General features: G+C 60.1%; 10 protein-coding genes. 6 read left to right on the top strand and 4 right to left on the bottom strand.

What is annotated here, in order from left to right; all coding sequences use genetic code 11:
* Positions 1–78: 78 nt before the first annotated feature.
* On the bottom strand, positions 79–1,461 hold the full coding sequence (locus J3U87_RS03135) for a VWA domain-containing protein (protein ID WP_237381571.1): 1,383 nt from the start codon (positions 1,459–1,461) through the stop codon (positions 79–81).
* Between the two features lie 959 nt (positions 1,462–2,420).
* Between J3U87_RS03135 and pal the strand changes: the two genes are divergently transcribed.
* The 5 genes from pal (at position 2,421) to J3U87_RS03110 (ending at position 8,174) form a co-directional block, all read left to right on the top strand.
* Positions 2,421–2,987, top strand: a complete 567-nt coding sequence (gene pal, locus J3U87_RS03130; RefSeq protein ID WP_237381570.1) for a peptidoglycan-associated lipoprotein Pal — start codon at positions 2,421–2,423, stop codon at positions 2,985–2,987.
* A gap of 471 nt (positions 2,988–3,458) precedes the next feature.
* A complete protein-coding gene (locus J3U87_RS03125; protein WP_237381569.1) occupies positions 3,459–4,952 on the top strand; it encodes an N-acetylmuramoyl-L-alanine amidase family protein in 1,494 nt (497 codons plus the stop codon).
* A complete protein-coding gene (locus J3U87_RS03120; protein ID WP_237381568.1) occupies positions 4,949–5,638 on the top strand; it encodes a GerMN domain-containing protein in 690 nt (229 codons plus the stop codon). The genes J3U87_RS03125 and J3U87_RS03120 overlap by 4 nt, the downstream gene beginning before the upstream one ends.
* Positions 5,639–5,659: 21 nt before the next feature.
* Positions 5,660–6,628 carry a signal peptidase I gene (gene lepB, locus J3U87_RS03115; protein WP_237381567.1) on the top strand — a complete coding sequence of 323 codons (969 nt, stop codon included), beginning with the start codon at positions 5,660–5,662 and terminating at the stop codon, positions 6,626–6,628.
* An 802-nt stretch (positions 6,629–7,430) separates the two neighbouring features.
* On the top strand, positions 7,431–8,174 hold the full coding sequence (locus J3U87_RS03110) for a CPBP family glutamic-type intramembrane protease (protein WP_237381566.1): 744 nt from the start codon (positions 7,431–7,433) through the stop codon (positions 8,172–8,174).
* A gap of 648 nt (positions 8,175–8,822) precedes the next feature.
* Here J3U87_RS03110 and J3U87_RS03105 read toward each other — a convergent pair.
* The 3 genes from J3U87_RS03105 to J3U87_RS03095 all read right to left on the bottom strand — a co-directional run bounded on the left by J3U87_RS03105 (position 8,823) and on the right by J3U87_RS03095 (position 13,097).
* A complete protein-coding gene (locus J3U87_RS03105; protein WP_237381565.1) occupies positions 8,823–9,968 on the bottom strand; it encodes a YcxB family protein in 1,146 nt (381 codons plus the stop codon).
* Between the two features lie 11 nt (positions 9,969–9,979).
* Positions 9,980–12,436 carry an endopeptidase La gene (lon, locus tag J3U87_RS03100; protein WP_237381564.1) on the bottom strand — a complete coding sequence of 819 codons (2,457 nt, stop codon included), beginning with the start codon at positions 12,434–12,436 and terminating at the stop codon, positions 9,980–9,982.
* Between the two features lie 208 nt (positions 12,437–12,644).
* Positions 12,645–13,097 (bottom strand): Hsp20/alpha crystallin family protein, encoded by a 453-nt coding sequence (locus tag J3U87_RS03095; protein ID WP_237381563.1) that lies wholly within the window; start codon positions 13,095–13,097, stop codon positions 12,645–12,647.
* Positions 13,098–13,575: 478 nt separating this feature from the next.
* On the opposite strand from J3U87_RS03095, the gene J3U87_RS03090 reads away from it, so the two are divergent.
* A complete protein-coding gene (locus J3U87_RS03090; RefSeq protein WP_237381562.1) occupies positions 13,576–19,662 on the top strand; it encodes an SDR family NAD(P)-dependent oxidoreductase in 6,087 nt (2,028 codons plus the stop codon).
* The last annotated feature ends 522 nt before the right edge of the window (positions 19,663–20,184 follow it).

The following is a 20,184-nucleotide window of genomic DNA, read 5'->3' as shown; positions in this document are numbered from 1 at the left end:
CAAAAGACCCGACCGCGACGCATCGCGTACCGCGTCGCCGGGTCTCGCGAGCGACGAGACGTGCACGAGTGTCGATTCCTAAGGTCCATAATAGCCTCTCCGATAGCTGAGGCGCACGCCGCGCCGTTTCGATTTGATTTTGATCTTGCGGAACTTATTGGATTTGCCGGGCGGCGAATCGTAACCCAACACATAGAACAGGTAATTTTTTTCAAGCACCTTACCCATCGGTGCCGAAAGCGAGATCGTCTGCGAAAAGCTGCCGCCCGACTCGTCCGCCAAGTCGCGCAGACCGCCCGTGATCTCGCTGCCGTACTGGCGATAGTAGCGACTGAGCTCGTTTCTGGCGTTGCCGGAGGAAGCGAACTCGGCGCCCAGGGTCCGGCGATCCGTATTGGCGTTGGTATAGGCATCGAAGGTGTGGAAAATGACGCGGTTGCGAATGCAGGCGTGCACCACGCGCCGGAAGGAATCATCGAAATCGAAAGAACGCCCGATGGGCATCGACGAAATCGATTGGGAGTCGCCGCGCCCCTGCTGCATGTAGAACCGAGCCAATTGATTGGCGGCTGCGGGTTCGCGCAGGGAAAAGCCCGGCGAGACGAAAAACATCAGTTTGAGGCCCTCGCGGTCCGGATAGGCGTTGGCCAGAATCTCCAATTCACCCAGCACCCGTTCGGAACGCGCCTCCAGCTTGTCCATGAAAGCCCTCAGGCTCTCCCTGATGCAGTTGTTCATATAGTCGGACATGTCGGATCCCACGCCCCGGTAGCCGAATTGGCGCACGCACGTTTCGCAGGCCTTTTCGAGATCTTCCAAATTGGGCAACGGATCGGTGAGGTACCCGCCGGTTCCGGGATAGCCGCGCGTCAACGAGGCCCGATCCCCCCTGGAGTCCGCCAACAGCAGTTCCCGTTGGCCACCGCGATATTTGAGGTTTTCGTAACGTTCCTGAAAACCCGCGACCGCCTGAATGGCGCGTTTGGGAGAAGAGACGAAGCCCTTGGTGATGGAACCCCGTTCCAGGCTGTGAATGTTGATCAAATAGGTGGAGGGTCCCTTCAGGGAACCCAGGAAATCCAGCAGCATTTTGAACGTCTTGGCGGTTTCGATGGGGTTCATCGACTCGAAATCCAGCGCCACGATGACCTGCCGGACGCCTTTGGGCACTTCGGAGACATCGTAATCGCGCTGGCCGGTCAGCACCTCTTCGGGAATGTCCAGGGCGTAATCCTTGACCTCGAAATAGGTCACATTCACCTTTTTTCGGTTTTCGGTGACCACAAAATCGGACATCTGCAGATCTTTGACGGGATTTCCCTTTCGATCACTGGCCTTGACATCCAGGAGCACGTACGTGACGCGCAGCTCTTCCTCGATGGTTTGGGTCTGAAAGCCAAGGGTGCCGCCGCTCAACAGGGTGGTGACGCCCAGCCAGATACCTAAACAGGAATGAAACATCTCTCCTCCCGGAAATACTCGTCGAATCGCCACCCACCAGGGCCGTCGGGTGTCACATGATAAACGCCCCAAGGTCGCGCCGATCCCAGATCGGCGCCGAGATCCCGGGCGGGCGCGACGCCCTGTACAAGCAATGAATGATCATCGTAAAAACTCGATTTTCCTCGATTTCCGAACGAATGGCTACCACCTCGAGGGTTTTGGGTGCGATGCCTCTCTCCCGGCGATCGCTCCGGGTCACAAAGATTTCGAACCCCCATTTTTGGTCACCTGCCGTGAATCTTCACGGCCACAAATCGTCTCGTTTCGGAATGCACACTCACTAGCAAAAACCACTCCCCAGTGGGCGATGGGCGCGGTAAGATTTCCTCGACGGATCACCTCTTTGAAAGGCATCGACCCGCGAACCCATCCACCGCGCCTCCGCAACCCGGAATTCAGGCGCAACCAACGGATGCGTTTCCGTATATCTTTGGAAAGACTGGCGTCTCCACTCGTGATAATTTCATCGATCACCGGAGCCGCGCCGTCCAAGCTCCAGTGTACCTACCCCCCGAATCTCGATCCAATCGGCTTCATACCCAGCCCAATCCAGCAATGGTGATCAAAATCACCGGCTCCACGGCACCCGTTTCTCCTGAATATCGCGCGAACACCCATGTGTCATTTCCTTTTGCGAGGATTCACCATCCAAACTTCGGCAGCAACCTCGACCATCGAACGCAAGATGCCACCGCTCCCGCAGTGCCGGTCCGGCTCGCCGCCGGGCTCGACCGCCATGCCGGATGCGCGCCGTGCCGAAGCTGAGAAGTCCCGTAGCGGGCCCCGGACTCCGACGCTTGCCAATGCGAAGTGGGCATGTTCCATTTCACCTTTCCCCTAACCCGACGTGAGGAGGTCACAACGTGAACCCAATGGCCATCTTTTCATTTCGCCATTCCATCCCATGGAACATCGTTTTGTTAACCGGTTTCGCTCTTTCGATGATGGGCTGCCCTGGCCCTCAGGCACCGACCCGAGGTCCCGATACCACCAGTGGTCAAGGGTCGGTCTACGGCGACGGCCGCGATCAGGAAGACGCAACCCGGATCAGCGACGACAACTACGCCTACACGCCGTCCGATTACGAAGACGAAAGTATCGATTCCCGCAGGCTCAACGTGTTGGACCCCTACGACCCCAGCAAGGGCGACCCCAGCCTCGACTGGGAGCCGATCTACTTCGACTTCGACCAGGCGGCGCTGACCAGCCGGGCCCGGGAGAAGCTGAAACGGTATGCGTCCACGCTGAAGCAAAACCCCAAGTTGCCCGTGCTGTTGGAAGGTCATTGCGACACCCGTGGCACCGAGAATTACAACCTGGCTTTGGGGGAGCGTCGCGCGCAAGCGGTCAAACGCTATCTGGAACAGTTGGGTGTCCCGCCCTCGCAGATGCGCACCATCAGCTACGGCGAATTGAAGCCGCTGAAACCCGACCAGACGGAACAGGCCTGGGCCCAGAACCGTCGCGTCTCGTTCACTTTCTAGATTCCTTTCGGGCGTTCCTCACCGGCCGGCGGGCTCGGGTGGCACTCCGGCAATCGGGGGTGCGACCGTCCGAGCCTCGTCGGAATCGGAAACCTTCGATCGAACCGGCCCGGATTCTCCGGATTCTCGTCACGGTTCACCCGATAAACCGCGACTCGAGTCCACCCAGGGAGCATTCTGGGCTACAATAGGCCTTTTGCCGGGGCCCATCGGATTCGCGGCAGCCTTTCATCGCCGTATGGCCCTCGACAACCCACACGCCATCGCAACGCAAGGTCACCTCCTCGTCGGCGATCCGCGGGAGCGGCTCCCTCCTCGGGAGAACGCGGCTTCCCGCCAGTAACTCCAAAAAGCGGTATACCTTTGCCTATGACCCCTACGACCCATCTTTCGAAACAGCTCCCTGCACATCGGCCGCCTCGGAGGTCCGGTGCCCTCGGGTTTCGCCTGCCGCGCACGCTGCTATTTCTGTTGAGTCTCTCGATCGCGACGGTTCCCGTCTGGTCCTTCGAAGACAAGAACGTCTTGACGATGTACCACGGTACCGAGCCCCATCCCGTGGAAATCCTGCCAGGCACCATTCCGCCCTACATCAAGTTGGACCCCTTTCTCATGGGCCTCGGCATTCAGCCGGGCAGGCGCGAGGAGCACCGGCTCGTGTTGGACATCAACCAACGCGACCTGACCATCGACCTGAACACCCACGACGCCTACTACGGCCGCACCAAAGCGCCTTTTTCGATTCAGGAGCGCGATGGCGCGCTCTACGTCCAGACCCTGCACCTGGTGAAGGTGTTTTCGGATTTGTTGGGTGTGCAACTGATCTACGATCGCCCCAGCCGCAGCCTGCACGTGCCCAAGATCGAAGATGTGGTAGCCACCATTCGCACCCATCGCCGCGGCGAACGCTACCAGATCAGCGTGATCTACAACCAGGGCCTGCGGGCGCCCAAGGTCGAAAAAATCGACCGCAGCCTGTTGCTCAAGATCCCGCGTAGCCCGGTCATCATCGACAAGACGCGCATGGAACCCAACGAAGCGATTACCTCGATGGAGGTCTTCACCAACCTGCCGGACGGTTCGACGGAGATCCTGTTCCAAATGGGGCCCGGCGTGAGTTCCTACACGGTGGATCCCTTCTCGCCCAACAACCCCCGCACCCTGATCGACCTGCGCGGCGACTTCACGCCCGAATCGGAGATCGAAACCGGGCTCCCCATCGAAAAGCAAGTGGGCATTCAACGCATCGTGATCGACCCGGGCCACGGCGGCATGGACCGCGGCGCCCTGGGACCCACCGGCCTCAAAGAAAAGGACGTGGTCCTGGACTTGGCCAAACGGCTCAAGCACCAGTTGGACATGCTCGGGACCTACGCGGTCAAGCTCACCCGCGACGACGACATCTTCCTTTCGCTCAAAACCCGCACCGCCATCGCCAATCACTACAAGGCCGACCTGTTCATTTCGATTCATGTGAACGCGGTCAAGCAGTACAACGCCAAGGGTAGCGAAACCTACTACCTGTCCATGGACAGCGACGTGGATCCCGACGAGTTTTACCACTACCACGAGTTCGAGGGTGCCACCGGACATGAGGAGGAGGAGGAAGATCCGATCGGCGACGACCTGACCATGATGCTGTGGGACATGGCCCAGGCCAAACACTTGGAAGACAGTTTCCGGTTGGCCAAGTACATCCAGGAAGAACTGAACAAACTGGCGGGGATTCGCAGCCGCGGCGTCAAGCAGGCGCCGCTCAAGGTGCTCAAAGGGGCCACCATGCCGGCGATCTTGTTCGAGGCGGCCTTCATTTCCAACCCATTGGAAGAAAAGAAGCTCAAGGAGTCCTTGTTCAAGAACCAGGTGGCGGAGGCGGTCGCACGCGCGATTCAGAACTACGACGGCGACGTGAAGGCCAAGGCCCAACGCGGATTGTTGGTGCCGGTGGAGGACCCGGAGCCATGAAAATCTCGTGGGTTTCGTCCCTGCTCTGCCTGCTGATCCTTTCGGTCGCCTGCAACCGGGGCGAAGGAACCGCCGAACCCGAGACCCGGTTGGACGAGGGCGATGTGGCGGTGTTGGAAGAAAGCGCCGTGAAGGCCCGCCAACCCGCCGGGATCCAGACCATCTTCGACGAAACCCAGATTCGCGAAGTCCAGGTCTACTATCGCCACGCGGAATACGAGGGGCTGATTCCCCTGAGGCGGACCATCATCACCAACAGTCCCGAAGCGCAGCTCCTCCAGGTGGTCGACCACCTGACCATCGAGCCCGAGGAGTCCGAGGGCGTCGCGGTCTGGCCGCGAGCCACCTACGTCCGCGAGGTGTACCTGCTCGGAAACGGCGTGGCCGTCATCGACCTGCACCCGGGCTTTTTGGCCAAGCTGAACGCGGGCGTCGCCACCGAGGTCGACCTGGTCGCCAGCCTGGTCAACAGTGTTCTGGAGAACTTTTCCGATTTCAGCGAGGTACAGATCCTGGTAAATGGAGAAGTCCGCGAGACGCTTTTGGGTCACGTGGACATCGAAGCCCCGCTTCCCTTCAACCGGCACATCTACACGGTGGTCCCCGAACCGCGGTTGGAAGACGAGATTACGATCGAAGAACTCAACGACAGTCCCACATTGGACGCACACGAACCAGGCCCCTAAGGTGGCCGCACAGAGGTGAGCATGAGCAGGAAAAGAGATGCCGTGGCAGCGAAGGCCCTGACCTGGGTCAAGCCCGGAAAGGGAAAGGCCGATTCGGGAGACAAGGCCTCGGAACAGGTCGAGGACCCCGGCAAGCTGAGCGTGCCCCGCGACTACACCCAATTCGGGTTGTGGCTCCTCACGATGTTCCTGTTCTTCAGCACCTTCGTGTTCCAGAATTTCAAGATTCCCACCTCGTCGATGGAGAACAACCTCCTGATCGGGGACCACATCACGCTCAACAGCATGATTTTCAGTTCGTCCGGTTCGGCTCTGGATCGGGCGCTCCTGCCGACCCGGGAACCCAAACGCGGCGACGTGGTCGTGTTCAAGTTTCCGCTCGATTCCACCCAACGCTGGGTCAAACGACTGATCGGCCTTCCTGGCGAGCGCGTGGCCATCATCGACGACCAGGTCTACGTCGACGGTGAGCCGATCGATGAGCGATACGCCTTTTTCAAGACCCAACTGTACGAGGGCGGGCCCTCGGACCGCGATCCGGAAAACCGCAACCTGCCCGTCGGTTACGACGACCACGAGCCCGGCCTGGACAACGCGGTGTTCCGCAAGAACCAGAATATGGACATTCGCCAACTGGTGCTGTTGACCCGCCACACGCTGCGCCAAATGGAGCAGGTCTATCCCAACGCCGATCCCAAGTATCTGGCGGGGTTGAAGGCGCGTTTGGACGCCTTCGACGGCCGCACCATTCCGGAGGGCTTCTACCTGGTCATGGGTGACAACCGCAACCGCAGCGCCGACTGCCGCGTCTGGGGCCTGCTGCCGGAAGAGTTGGTGGAGGGTCGTCCCTATTGGGTCTGGTGGAGCTACGGCGAAGAGGAGGGCACCCACAAGGCGAGCGGCCTGAACTTCGCGTTGGTCTACCTGCGCGTCTTCGTCACGGCCTGGACCCACACCCATTGGGACAAGTGCTTCACCCGCATCAAGTGACGGGGATGGCCCCGGATCCCACGAAAGAAACGAATCGCATCGATCGACTTTGACCTTCCCGCATGCTTCGAGAGACGGGCACCCCGAGCAGCCTGCTTCGGATTTTTTTTGGGGACACCCACAATCCTGGAATCGGATTTTTTTTAGGGACACCCACAATCCTGGGAGATTTTTTGGGGACACCCACAATCCTGGAATCGAACCGATGCTCTCTTTGAAGTTGGTTCTTTGGGAGGGGAGGGACACCCACAATCATCGGACGCTCTCTTTGGGACACCCATAATATTGAAATCGAAGCGATGCTCTCTTTGGCTCTCTTGGGAGAATCGAAGCGACGCTCTCTTTGGGACACCCATAATATTGAAATCGAAGCGATGCTCTCTTTGAAGTTGGTTCTTTGGGACACCCACAACCATCGAGTTGGTCCGGCTCTCCTCGGAATAACGATTCACTTTGGTGGGTGTCCCAGTTTGCGTTCATGGGGGTCCTGGTTGGCATCCGGATGATGGGTGTCCCAGCTTCGCGTCCCAGCTTCTGCTGATGGCTGTCCCAACTTGAGCATCCCAGGTTCGAACTCGAGCGCGGACCGCAAGAAGTTCGAGGATGATCTTGCCTCTGAACCAGTCCCAACCTGACGGCACCGCCATCAGGTTCACCGGTGGCTGAAGTACCCGCTTACGGTTCTTCAAACGCTCGTGCCTGAGATTCAAATTCAACTAAGCATGTTTCGATTCCCGAACGTTTGCGATTGGCGAAAGCACACCCCAATCTGGGCGATCCAATCCACTTAAAGGGTATAAACATGGCCTATAGCTTGATCCGAGCGTCCTATTACCGCAACCTCCTGAGAGAATTCACGGCCTTTTTGCGAAATCCCCATTTGACACCTAGTCCAAAATCAACCAAAGCCAAGATCACCGACACGGTTGGACTCTTCATTTTGAAGATCTTTTTCCTCATCGGCTTAGGCTTATTTTTCGCCTTGCTCTCCCCCATTTACGATCCCGAGAACCTGACGAAATCGAATATGGCGGAACGCTTCAGCCCAATCATACTCATTTTGGTCGGAGGTTTTATCCTCCCTCTCCTCGAGGAAACGCTCTTTCGCCTCTCACTCCGGTTCAATCCCGGATACCTGGCATTAACGAGCTCCGTGGCGTCCTACTACGTGCTGACGAAGCTCGTTTACAACACCTCTTTGAGCGCGGTCGACGAGAGCTTGGTCGTACGCGTCGGCATTTCGATTTGTGCCTGTGCCCTCATCTACCCCATTCTTCGCATCGAAAGCATCGGAAGCGCATTGGCCAATTTTTGGCGCAGATATTTTCGTTGGATCTTCTACGGCACTTGCCTGTTTTTCGCCTGGATCCACATTTCCAATTACGAGTCGTCACTCGTCAACCTGCTGATGATGCCGATCATCACGCTTCCTCAGTTGTCGAGTGCTTTGATCTACGGCTATACCCGCGTAGCCTTCGGCTTCCAATACCCTCTCCTCCTCCATTTCAGTAACAACCTCATCGCAATGGTCATAACCCTGCTGTGAGCTCATGTCTTTCCGTTACTTCACCCTGGGGCGCAAACCTGCGAAGAAGGATCTTCGGGAAGGATCTTCGGGACACCCACCATCCTCTCGGTAGGATCTTCGGGACACCCACCATCCTCTCGGCTGTCTTTTGAAAGGTTTGTGGGTATCCCAACATGCGATGCGCATGCGTGCGTCTGCGGCTGCACTTCCGGGGTTTATGGGTGTCCCAGCATTCACTTTTATGGGTGTCCCGGTTTGCGCCCCCCGCACTTTTATGGGTGTCCCGGTTTGCGTCCCTGCCACGGAAAAACGGCTCACTTTGATGGGTGTCCCGGTTTGCGCCCTCCCGGTTTGCGCCCCCCGCACTTTTATGGGTGTCCCGGTTTGCGCCCTCCCGGTTTGCGCCCCCCGCACTTTTATGGGTGTCCCGGTTTACGTCCGCGCCCCCCGCACTTTTATGGGTATCCCGGTTTGCGCCCTGTGATTTGTGGGTGTCCCAACCAGCCTGTGGTTTGTGGGTGTCCCAACAGCCGCTGCCATCCTGTGGTTTGTGGGTGTCCCAACCAGCCCTGTGGTTTGTGGGTGTCCCAACCAGCCTGCCGCCAACTCCCAACCAGCCAACCAAGCCGCTGGCCCCAACCAGCCGCTGCCGGCCTTTGCCGCGACTCAGTGGTGGGGTTCGGGATCGATCGGGACCGGTCGGTCGAACGGGAACAGCTCCGGATGCTCCCGAAAGAACCGGATCCGCGCCGCCGACGCTCGATCCATCACGGCCAGGAACTTCAAGCCCGAGGTTTCGCTCAACTCGGCGCCGATGTCGGTCTCCAGAGCCTCGGCGACCTCCGGCAGGCCCAGCTTCCGGTAATGAGCCACCACCTGCCGCAGCGTCTCTTCACCGTAGCGGCCCCATGGCCCGTAATACCCGCTGGACGCCATCTCGGCCTCGATGATCTGGGTCCAATAGAAAATCCGGAACCCCTCGGCCATCGCGGCGAGTCGATCGTAGCCGTGACCGTCATCCCACGCTTCGGGATAGATGCTCCGGTACACGTGCTGGAACACGGCATATTCGATCCAGGCATCGGCCAACTCGAGCGACGCCCCGTTCTCTACCTTTCCGCGAAAATCGGGCAACCACGGCAGAGGCGCGATGCCCGATCGGTAAAGGTGCGGGTGGTCCTCCTCGTAGGGATGCGCTCGATGTCGAAGGACCTGCAGCAGTGCGAACAAGACCACCACCAGCACCATCAACACCACGATGACCCTGTTGAGGGTTTTGGGATTGCCCTTGGGGTGAATGGCGATCGGTTGCGGATTATAGGGTTCCAAGTGGTTTTTCACGAGGCTCAGCAAGAGTTCCCGCTCACCCGGCGCACAGTAGGCCAAGGGCACCATGTAGGCCTGGCTGTAACCCGGCCAGAGAAGCAGCGTTTCGGGCCCCTCGGAGAAGCCCAGGAAAAAGCCCCACTTCAATTCCAGGTCGCCGCCTTGGCCGGTAACCCGCACGCCCTCGTCACCGAAGAGGAACGCCGTCTCGCCGGTGTAGAAGGGCATCTGCTTCATCATGGCCTGGCCGGCCTTCAACTGGGAGAACTTGAGAAGCCACAGAAACAGGCCCCCAAACAGCAGGACGGGCACATAGAAGATCAAGAATCGTTTGACATCCGGGAACTGAAGATAGAGCAGCAGCCCGAATACGACGACGATCCCAAGCATCAACAGGGAGATGCGCTTGATCACCCCCAACGACTGGTGCATCAGCTTCAGGCCGCGCAGGATATCGCCGTCTTCGTAGGTGAACCTGACTTCCATGGCCCTCGACCTCAGTTGGCGTTGGCGCCCAGGCCCAATGCTCGATCCAGCACCTGACCCATGTCGTCGGCAAGGACGAATTCGAGTTCCTCGCGCGCCGATTGGGGGATATCCTCCAAATCTTTTTCGTTGCGTTTGGGCAGGACCACGGTCTTCAAACCGGCGCGATGGGCCGCCAGGACCTTGTCTTTGATGCCGCCGACCGGAAGGACCTGTCCGCGCAGGGTCATCTCACCGGTCATGCCCACGTCCTTGCTGACCGGCTTGCCCGTCAGCAAGGAGGTAATCGCGGTCACCAGCGTCACCCCGGCCGACGGACCGTCCTTGGGTGTGGCGCCGGCGGGAATGTGGACATGGATGTCGGTTTTGTCGAAGAAATCTTTTTCGATGCCCAGTTTCTCGGCCTGGCTGCGCACGTAGCTGACCGCCGCCTCGACCGACTCCTTCATGACGTCACCCAATTTCCCGGTAACAGTAAGCCCTTTCTTTCCTGGCATTCGCGTGGCTTCCACGAAGAGAATGTCGCCGCCGACCGCGGTTACCGCGAGGCCTGTGGCCACACCTGGAATTTCGGTGCGTTCGGCCACGTCGTAGGTGAAGCGCGCCTTGCCCAGCAGCTCCTGGACGTCTTTGACCTCGGCGGACACCTGCTCGGCCTCTCCCTTGGCGACCTTGATGGCCACCTTGCGGCACATGGTGCCGACCTGGCGCTCCAACGCACGAACGCCGGCCTCTCGGGTGTACTCGCGAATCACCTTGTAGACGGCGTCGTCGCTCAGGCCGAGCTCACCCGGACGCAACCCGTTCTCACGCATCTGCCGGGGCAAGAGGTACTTCTGGGCGATGTTCAGTTTTTCTTCATCGGTGTATCCGGAGAGCTCGAGGATCTCGAGCCGGTCGCGCAAGGGACCCGGAATGGTATCGAGCATGTTGGCTGTCGCGATGAACATGACCTGACTCAAATCGAAGGGCACGTCAAGATAATGGTCGCGGAAATCGCGGTTCTGTTCGGGATCGAGCACTTCCAGCAGAGCCGAGGAGGGATCGCCACGCCAATCCGAGCCGACCTTGTCGACCTCGTCCAACATGATCACCGGATTCTTGGTGCCCACGCGGCGAAGCGCCTGAATGAAACGACCGGGCAGGGCGCCGATGTAGGTGCGCCGGTGCCCGCGAATCTCGGCCTCGTCGCGAATGCCGCCGAGACTGATGCGATGGAACTTGCGACCCAGCGCGCGTGCGATCGACTGACCCAGGGAGGTCTTGCCCAGCCCAGGTGGTCCCACGAAGCAGAGAATCACCCCTTCGCGCTGTTTGCGAAGGTAGTCGTCGCTTTCCTTCTCGGCTTCGAGTTCGCCGGCTCGCTCCTGCTTGAGCTTGCGCACGGCCAGGTACTCGAGAATCCGCTCCTTGATCTTGACCAGGTTGTAATGGTCCTCGTCCAGGATCTGGCGGGCGTTCTCGATATCCAGATTGTCCTCGGTGGTTTGGTTCCACGGCAGGGAGGTAATCCAATCGAGGTAGGTCAGGATCACGCCGTACTCGGCCGAGGCCTCCGGAATCCGCTCCATGCGACCCAGCTCGCGCAAGGCTTCCTGACGCGCTTCTTCCGGCATGCCCGATTCTTCGATCTTGGTACGGAACTCTTCGGTCTTGACCTGGGCCTCGTTTTCCTCGCCCAATTCCTTTTGAATGGCTTTCAACTGCTGACGCAGAAAATATTCGCGCTGCGCCTTGTCCATCTCCGTCTTGGCTTCGCTCTGGATCTTCTTGCCGAGCTCCACCACTTCCAGTTCGTGGTTGATGATCTCGGTCAGCCGATGCAGTTTCTCGGTGACGCTGGGCATCTCCAGCACTTCCTGGGCGATGGGCAACTCCATCCGGATGCTGGAGGCCACCAGGTACGCCAGTTGCCGGTAGTCCTTGGTTTTGGAAACCGAATTGGCCAGCTCGTCGGGCATGTAACTCATCAGCGAGACGAGGCGCTTGAATTGACGCACCAGGTTGACGCGCAGCGCTTCCATCTCGATGTCCTCGTCGTCGGGTAGCTCTTCCTCGACGACCCCGATGCGGGCGCGCATGTAGGGATCCTCGGCCACCCATTCGTCGAAGGAGACCTTTTCGAGACCCTGGATCAGAATGTGGATATTGCCGTCGGGCGCACGCATGAGTCGAAGGATCTGGGCCACGACACCGACCTGGTAGACGGAACTCGGCCGCGGGTCTTTTTCCTGGGGATCGATCAAGGACACGATGCCGATGATGCGGTCACCGGTCGAGGCGTCTTCCACCAATTTCAACGACCTGGGCTGGCCAACCGTCACCGGGATCACCATAAAGGGATACACCACGACGTTGCGCAAGGGCAGAACCGAAACGACCTCGGGTATTTCGGGCGCGGGTTTCCCCTCCTGATCGCCATCTCCCTCCGCGGGATTATTGGGGTCGTCAAAATTGATCGAAACCATGTATGTCCTCCGTATCCAACCTGTCCTAAAAGCTTTCGTGGACTTTATCTCAAGTACACAGCGAGGGAAACCATTCATTCCCTTTCGAGTAGGTCAACATTCCGCGCGCGGGTCGAGCCCGACGCAAATACCATGATCGCGGGCCCGAACCCATTCGTGCCGTCGTCCGAAGCGATCGCGAGCCCGGCTCGCGGCAGCGCGCGCCGACTCAGGTTTCGTGCACCGCCACCTCATGGGGTTTCCGAACTTCGAGCGTCACCTTCAAGAAACCGTCGCGGTATTGTGCCACGATCGAGTCGGTATCGATCGGCGACGTCAGTCTGACTTCGGTGATGAACTCACCGTAGAGAATCTCCATCTGTTGATAGCCGCGCACGTCGCGCGGTTCGCGGCGTACGCCCTGAATCTGTAGGCAATCCTGTTTGAAGGTCACCGAGAAGTCCTCTTCCAACATACCGGCGGCCTCGACGCACACCACGACCTGCGACCCCGTCTCGTAGACATCGGTGGGTGGACGCCAGGCCGTTTTACGGTTACTGAATCGCCACTGCAGCCCCGACCCCAAATCGCCGGCAAGCGGGTTGTGATCGGATTGGTGTCCCGCGCATTGGCGCTCTTCGATACTGAGAGAACCCTGTTCCGTTCGAAATTTTCTCTGCATGTAACCTCCCGTTCGAAATCGAAATTTTCGACCCCGAATCACACGCTTCCCTCGATGAAATCCTTTCCAGATCGCAGCCGGTTGGCCATGGGTGAGCGACTTCGATTCCGTTCGCCAACCATGGATCCACCTCAGTTTCGAGGTGGTTGCACGCGTTGCGACCCGATGGTTCGGCATCCGTTGCGAAGGACCGTCACGCCGATCTCGGACCGAGTTCCCCAAATACCCCCACACCTGTTCGCGTCAGGAAAGTCGTGGTCAAAGGATCTCGGGGAGAAGCGCCATCTATTCTACACCACTTGGGAAACGAAGACCTTCCGCAAAAAATCGGTCCCCTTCCGGCAGAGGTGTTCGGCCGCGGTAGAGGTTCGTTATAATAGGTGGTTTCGAACCGTGCAACAGATACTGGAATCACCCGATTTTCGGTCGTTCGTTCGATCTCGGCCCCCTCATCGCATCGATCATGGAGATTTCGTACATGGGCTTACAAGGCAAAACCTTCGAGCTGGATATCGATCCCGAAAACTTGCTGCTGCGCGATTATCATCTTTTCGGGGCGGAGGTCTTCCCACCCTTGGCCCTGCTCGAGCTGGTGTTCAAGGCCGCGCGCGAGCCCTTGTCGATCGCGCGTCCGCGCCTGCAACACATCGCCTTCCACGATCTCCTGGTCCTGCACGGCAACGAGCCTCGCATTCTGCGCCTCGACTTCGCGGCCTGTGACCCGTTCTACCGCGTCGTCGTCAGCAGCGGACCGGCCAAAGGTGACGAACGCGAAGAACGGCGCCAGTTACATCTGATGGCCGAGTGCCATCCGGGCGAAGTCTGGGAACAGGAGCCGCCGCAACCGGATGCCCTGAAACAAAAATCGACCCTCCTCCAAGATGTCGGGGTCTTGTTCGCACCGCTCCCCGGTCGCGAAACCACCCTCGGGGAAATGCTGCGACCCACCGGGACCACGTGGCACCACGAGAAAAACCGGCTGGCGGAATTGCATCTCCCCCCACAGGCCGACCGTCTTTCCGACCATTTCCTCCTGCAACCGGCATTCTTGGAGGCCGCATTTCAACTGGCGATCTCGGCGACCTTGGCCCCCGACGAGGCCGGCACGTTGCCGCTGCTCCCGGCATCGATCGGCGAAGTACGTTGGTTCGAACCTGTCGGCTCGACCTGCACGGTCGTGTGCGCCGCGGCACGGGACGACTGGAATCCCGAAATCGACCCGGGAACCCATTTCGAGGTATTCAACCCTTACGGACGCCTGGTGATGTTCATGAGCGGCATCCACATCCAAGCCATCGATCCCCAGGCCGTTCAGTCGCCCCACCCGGTCGAACCAGCCCCTCCTCCGGTTTCGGAAACGGCCATGCCGGCGGACGAGCTGAGCTTCCGTACGCTGCGTTGGCATTCCGATCCCAAGGCGCCCACGCCGCACATCCCGACCAACCTGGTTCTCCTCAGTCACGAAAACGGGTTGGTGGTCTCGCTGCGGAAACGGTTCCCGAATTCGCGATTTCACCTGATGCAGGCCGCATCCGATTTCGCCACCCACGACGACGGGGACGACACCGTCTGTATCGACGTGCGTCCCGATCGCGCCGACCACTACGATCGCGCCCTGGAGTTTTGCCTGGAACAATCCTCGGGCACGCTCAACCTGGTGTACCTGTGGAGTTGGGAGTCCCTGGGTTGGGAGGAAAAAGCGGTCGTCAGCCGCTCCGGTCTCCAGATCCACACGTTGAACACCATCAACCAGCTTTTTTACCTGTGCCGTGCGGCGATTCGGGTTGCGGCGAAATGGAACCGAACCATCCGACTGCTCAGTTTCGCCCCCGATCCGCTGTTCGAGGGTATCGCCGGCTTCGCCGAGGCGCTTCAGGCCGAGGAATCCCACCTGGACATCCGCACCTTGAACACGGATCTCCGGCGTGGCGCGGATCTGGCCGAAATCGTGGCCCAGGAACTCGACCCGGACCTGGCCCCCGGCGGCATCATCCGTTACCGTGGCGGTCACCGCTCGCGTCGGGTCACCACCGAAATCGCCACGCCGCCGTTGTCGGAGTTTCCCTCGGTGCTGGAACCCGGCGAAACCTACCTCATCACCGGCGGCCTGGGATCCCTGGGCAGCGTGCTCGCCGAGTATCTGGCCACCAGGTACCGCGCCAACCTGCTGTTGGTGGGCCGGCGTAAAGCCGATACCGCGGTCGAGAGTTTTCTCCAGCGGCTTCGCGCCCAGGGAAGCCTGATCATGTACCGTTCCGCAGACGTGTCCGACCCGGAGGAGATGTACGAAGCACTGAGCGACGCCAAGACCGAGCTCGGCCCGATTCAGGGTGTCTTTCACTGCGCCGGACGCGGCAAGGAAGAACCCTTCCTGGAAGAAAGCCTGGAGGCCTTCGAACGCATCATCTGGCCCAAAATCAACGGAACCATGGTTTTGGATCAGGTCACCAGTACCGAGCCGCTGCGCTTCTTCACCCTTTTTTCGCGCCTTCCGGGACCCTTGGGCGGCGAAGGCCGATCTGCCGACGGCCTGGCGGACGGCTTTCTGGTCGGCTTCGCCCACTATCGCAATACCTGGGTGCGCGAGAAGGAGCGCCAGGGCTGGACCCGCGCGTTGAGCTGGCCGGCCTGGTGGCCCGCCGACAAAGCTGTGCGGGGCTCGGCCGATTCGCCCATGGACGTGTGGCCGATCAGTCGCGATGCGGCCTTGGGGGCCCTGGAGCAGCTTCTCGATCGGGAGTACGACCGAGTGCTCGTGTACCCCGCACACGCCCCCGAAACCTCGGCCGCCCCTTCCAAACGCCCGCTCGAACCGCCCGCTCCGGTAGCGGACCGATTGACCCTCACTCCTCCGATGAAGCAGGTCGTGGTGGTTGGCATCGCCTGCCGCTTCCCGACGGGCGAAGACCGGATTCGGCTGAGCTGCAACCTTTATCCCGAGGATATCCCGAGCCCGGTGCCAGAGCCGTTGTTGGAATCGCTCGGCGACCAGTGCCCTCGTTTGAACATGGGCCGCTGGCGCAGCGTCGATCCCTTTTTCCTGGGGTTGCGGCCCACCGAGGCCCGTGAACTGGATCCGCGCCTGCGCCACTGGTTGGAACTCGCGGTTCAGGCCCGTTGCCAGGCCGGTTTGGCTCCGACTTCGATCAACGGCGAGGCGGTGACGCGCCAAATGGTCACGGGGATGTATTTGAGTCTGGGTGATTCCCTGCTGGATCGGTTACCGACCTCGGAGCAATCGCGTTCCGTCGCCGCGTTGGGCGCCCGAGCCGCGCAACTGTTGAACTGCGGCGGGCCGGTCCTGACGCTGTCCGGCTCGGAAGATGCCGGATTGGCCGCACTTCACCTGGCCGCCGGCGCACTGCAGCGGGGTGAGTGCGATCTCGCCCTGGTCGGTGCCGTCACCCTGGCGCCGCCGTCGCGCGGTAGCGGCACGCCGGCGGACACCGTGTCCGGCGGCAATCGGCACATTCCCAGCGACGGCGGTGTGGCCCTGCTGCTCACCACCGAAGACATGGCGCGTGCCTTGTGCCTGCCCGTCCATGCAGCCGTGCTCGCAAGCGAAATCGATTTCGATCACGCGGCGCGGAACCCCAATCCCGAGGGGCCCGCTTCCCAGGAGCCGGGTCGATTGCTCGACCAGCTTTTGCGCCGCCATGAATTGGAAGCCGAGGACATCACCCGGTTGGAGTGGTGCGGCACCGCGCCATCGCTCACGTCGTGGCGTACTCATGCCACGCGGCGCTTTCCGGCGGCCGGCCTTTCCGCGGGCCCCACGTTCCGCGATTTACTGGGAGACAGCGGCCCGGTCGAGGGCTTGTTCGCCGTGGTCCGGGCCTTGACCAACCTGGACCAGGATCGCCCGCAAAAACGGGACGACGACTTTTCGTCGACACCCAACGCCCTTGTCTTGGGTTCCTTCATCGATGGCGGTCGCGCCCGGTTCCTCCTCTCCTGTCCTCGCGACAAATCGCCGCTCGACGCACCTTCGCAGCCCTTGGCCTTCTGTATCTCGGCTTCGGACAAGGATACACTCGCCAAATGGGTCCGCCGGTTGGATGCCCACGCCAAGCGGCGTTCCGAGGCGTTCCTTCCTCGCATCGCGGTCGCGCTGCGGCGCAGGCCGGCTCACGGCGAGCGCCTGGTGGTGCTGGCCGCCACTCGGGAAGAGTTGCACGGTGCCCTTCACGCCTTTTTGCGCGGCCAAGCCGAGGATGCCTGCAAACTGTTCCGGGGAACGGTTCCCGAGAGCCACGCTCGCCAGGCCCAACCCCATACCGAAGACCTGACCGGTTTGGCCGCCGCGGCACATCTCTGGGTGCACGGTGCCTACCCGATCTGGCCCGATTCGGACCTGCTGAAGGGGTACACCCCCTGCGAGTTGCCGCCCTATCCATTGCGGGATCTCGCTGCACTCTGGCCCTCGATGTCCGAAATGTTGGCGGACACCACCGAATGGATCGATCGATCCCCGGCATTGGCTCCCATGGAAGGGGAAGAATCATCTCTCGACACCATCGAGTCGCCACCGATCGAGCCAGCCGTTCCGGAGAATGGCGCAACCTGGCAGAGCTCACCGGAAAAGGAGACCGAGAGGGATCGGGTGGACGAGGACACCGATAACACCTCCACCCTGCCGACGCTCCCCCCGATGTTTGCAGCGCCGACAGAGCCGTTGCCTCCTGCTCCGGGACCTGAAGAAGCATCGGAGCAGGCGCTGGAAATCCGCGAGTTGGTGACCTCCCAGACCTCCATGCAGGCCGAAGCGGAGGAGGGAGCCGCCCTCTCGGACGATCTCGATCCCTCCCAAAAGGAACAACCACCGGGAGGACAACCACCGGGACACCCACAATCCCCTTTCGGGACACCCACAAACCAACAACCGGGACACCCACAAAATCAGCAACCGGGAAAAGAACAACCGGGACACCCACAAAATCAGCAACCGGGAAAAGCACCCGTTGCGAAAGCGCCAGTCGGCGAACAACAACCAGGACACCCACAATCCCCTTTCGGGACACCCATAAATATTGAAATGGAAGCTCCGTTCGGGACACCCACAAATATCGAAGACCAACCGCCGTTGGGGACACCCACAAATATCGAAGACCGACCGGGAGAAGAGGAATCGGGACACCCACTGAAATCGAAGGAATCGATTCCCTCGGATCCTCCGATTCCCTTCCAGAACCGACCTCTGGTCTCGGAAGCCACCGCGATGCCGATTTGGATCGATCACTTGGGGACACCCACCAAAGATGACCCCCTCCAATTTGGGACACCCACCAATGATCTCGATATGGACGCACCCACTGAACTTGATCTCCTGCGCGACACTGTCGGGACCCCTACCAATGAGTTCGACATGGACACACCCATCACCGATGACGTGGGGACACCCATCGATGGCCTCGATCGCGACTTCGGGACACCCACGAAAAGCGCCCGAGTGGGGATACCCACAAACGATCTCGACGTGCCATCGGAGATCGAGTCCACCGAACTGCCTTCGGGCCTCGTTCCCGACCCTCCCGGGGGAGAAGCCGACACTTCCTCGGTTCAACCTTCGGGCGAAGCTCCGGTTCCCCAGGAAAGCAACGTTACTCTCGATACTTCGGCCGAGGATACGACCATCGATTCCTCGTTCCTCGCCGAAACCGAGATTCGAACGCAGGGACCCAATCCCTTCGAAGCGTTCGGCATCGAATCGGATGCCTTGGAACGAACCCTGACCCATTCGATCGCGCCCTATCGAAAGAACGGAATCTTGGATCCGGTCTTCTGCCTGCCCGATCTCAGCGGTACCGCGGCCTGGCTTCACGGTCTCCTGCCCTACCTCGATCCGGAAATACCGGTTTACGGCCTAACGGCGCCCGGGGTGCAACCGAGCGAGAAACCCATCCAGGGTGTTCGGCAACTCGCGGCCCATTTTCGCGGCCCCGTACAGGCCCGAAGCACTGGGACCACAATTCGGCTGATGGCCTTCGGTCTGACCGGTGTCTACGCTCACGAGTTGGTTCGCCTGTTGGCCCAAGACCAACCCAAACGCCGCTATCAACTGATTTTTCTCGATTGCCCCGCGCCAGGTGCGCCGATCATCGAGTCTCTGTTGCGCCTGGAGGAACCCAACCTGCTGGCAAGCATCTGCAACCAGTTGGGATTGATGTGGCAGGTGGAGCCCTTGCTGGCGTCGGCGGACCTCCTCACGCAGAAATCCAAGGCCCGGCTCAAAAAGGCCGCTGAGTTCCTGGCCAAAAAGGGGAACGTCCCCATCAAGAAGAAGCCACTGCGGAAGCTGTTGGACCATCTGATCGGCCTTTCGCGATTCCACCAAAAATCCATTTTGAAGCACCAGGTGGAAGCGCTGAAAGCAGAGCTCGACTTGTACTGGGTTCGTTGCGGTACCGACGTTTCAGACCTGAATTGGACCACCAACTGGTTGACCCATCTCAAGGGCGCCCAGCTCACCGAGCGACGGGCTGGTTGCACCCGCGACGCGATGATGCGCGAGCCCAACATCAGCAACCTGGCGGGCGAACTCAACGAGCGCCTCCGGTCACCCTGAAGGAACATGATAAACGGGACTCGGATCTGCAGATCGTACTTGGATCGGTTTGTGGGTGTCCCCATCCCCGATTTCCTCATCCCCGATTTGTGGGTGTTCCAATCCCCGTCCCGGTTTGTGGGTGTCCCAATTCCCACCAATCCGGTTTGTGGGTGTCCTCATCCCCCCAGGTGTCCTCATCCCCCCAATTCCCACCAATCCGGTTTGTGGGTGTCCTCATCCCCGCGAGAGAGTTCCATCCTCCCAATCCCTGCTGGAGAGTTGGGCTCGATAGAATCGAGGGTGTCCTCAGAGTTCCCCGTCCCAGTTTTTGGGTGTCCCAATTCCCCTGGAGAGTTGGGCTCGATCGAATCGTGGGTGTCCCCAGAGTTGGGGCTCGATCGAATCGTGGGTGTCCCCAGAGTTCCCCGTCCCGGTTTTTGGGTGTCCCAATTCCCCTGGAGAGTTGGGCTCGATCGAATCGTGGGTGTCCCCAGAGTTCCTCACCATGGAGAGTTGGGCTCGATCGAATCGTGGGTGTCC

The sequence above is a fragment of the Sulfidibacter corallicola genome (assembly GCF_017498545.1).
Taxonomy (GTDB): domain Bacteria; phylum Acidobacteriota; class Holophagae; order Acanthopleuribacterales; family Acanthopleuribacteraceae; genus Sulfidibacter; species Sulfidibacter corallicola.
This window is presented reverse-complemented; position numbering and strand designations above follow the sequence as displayed.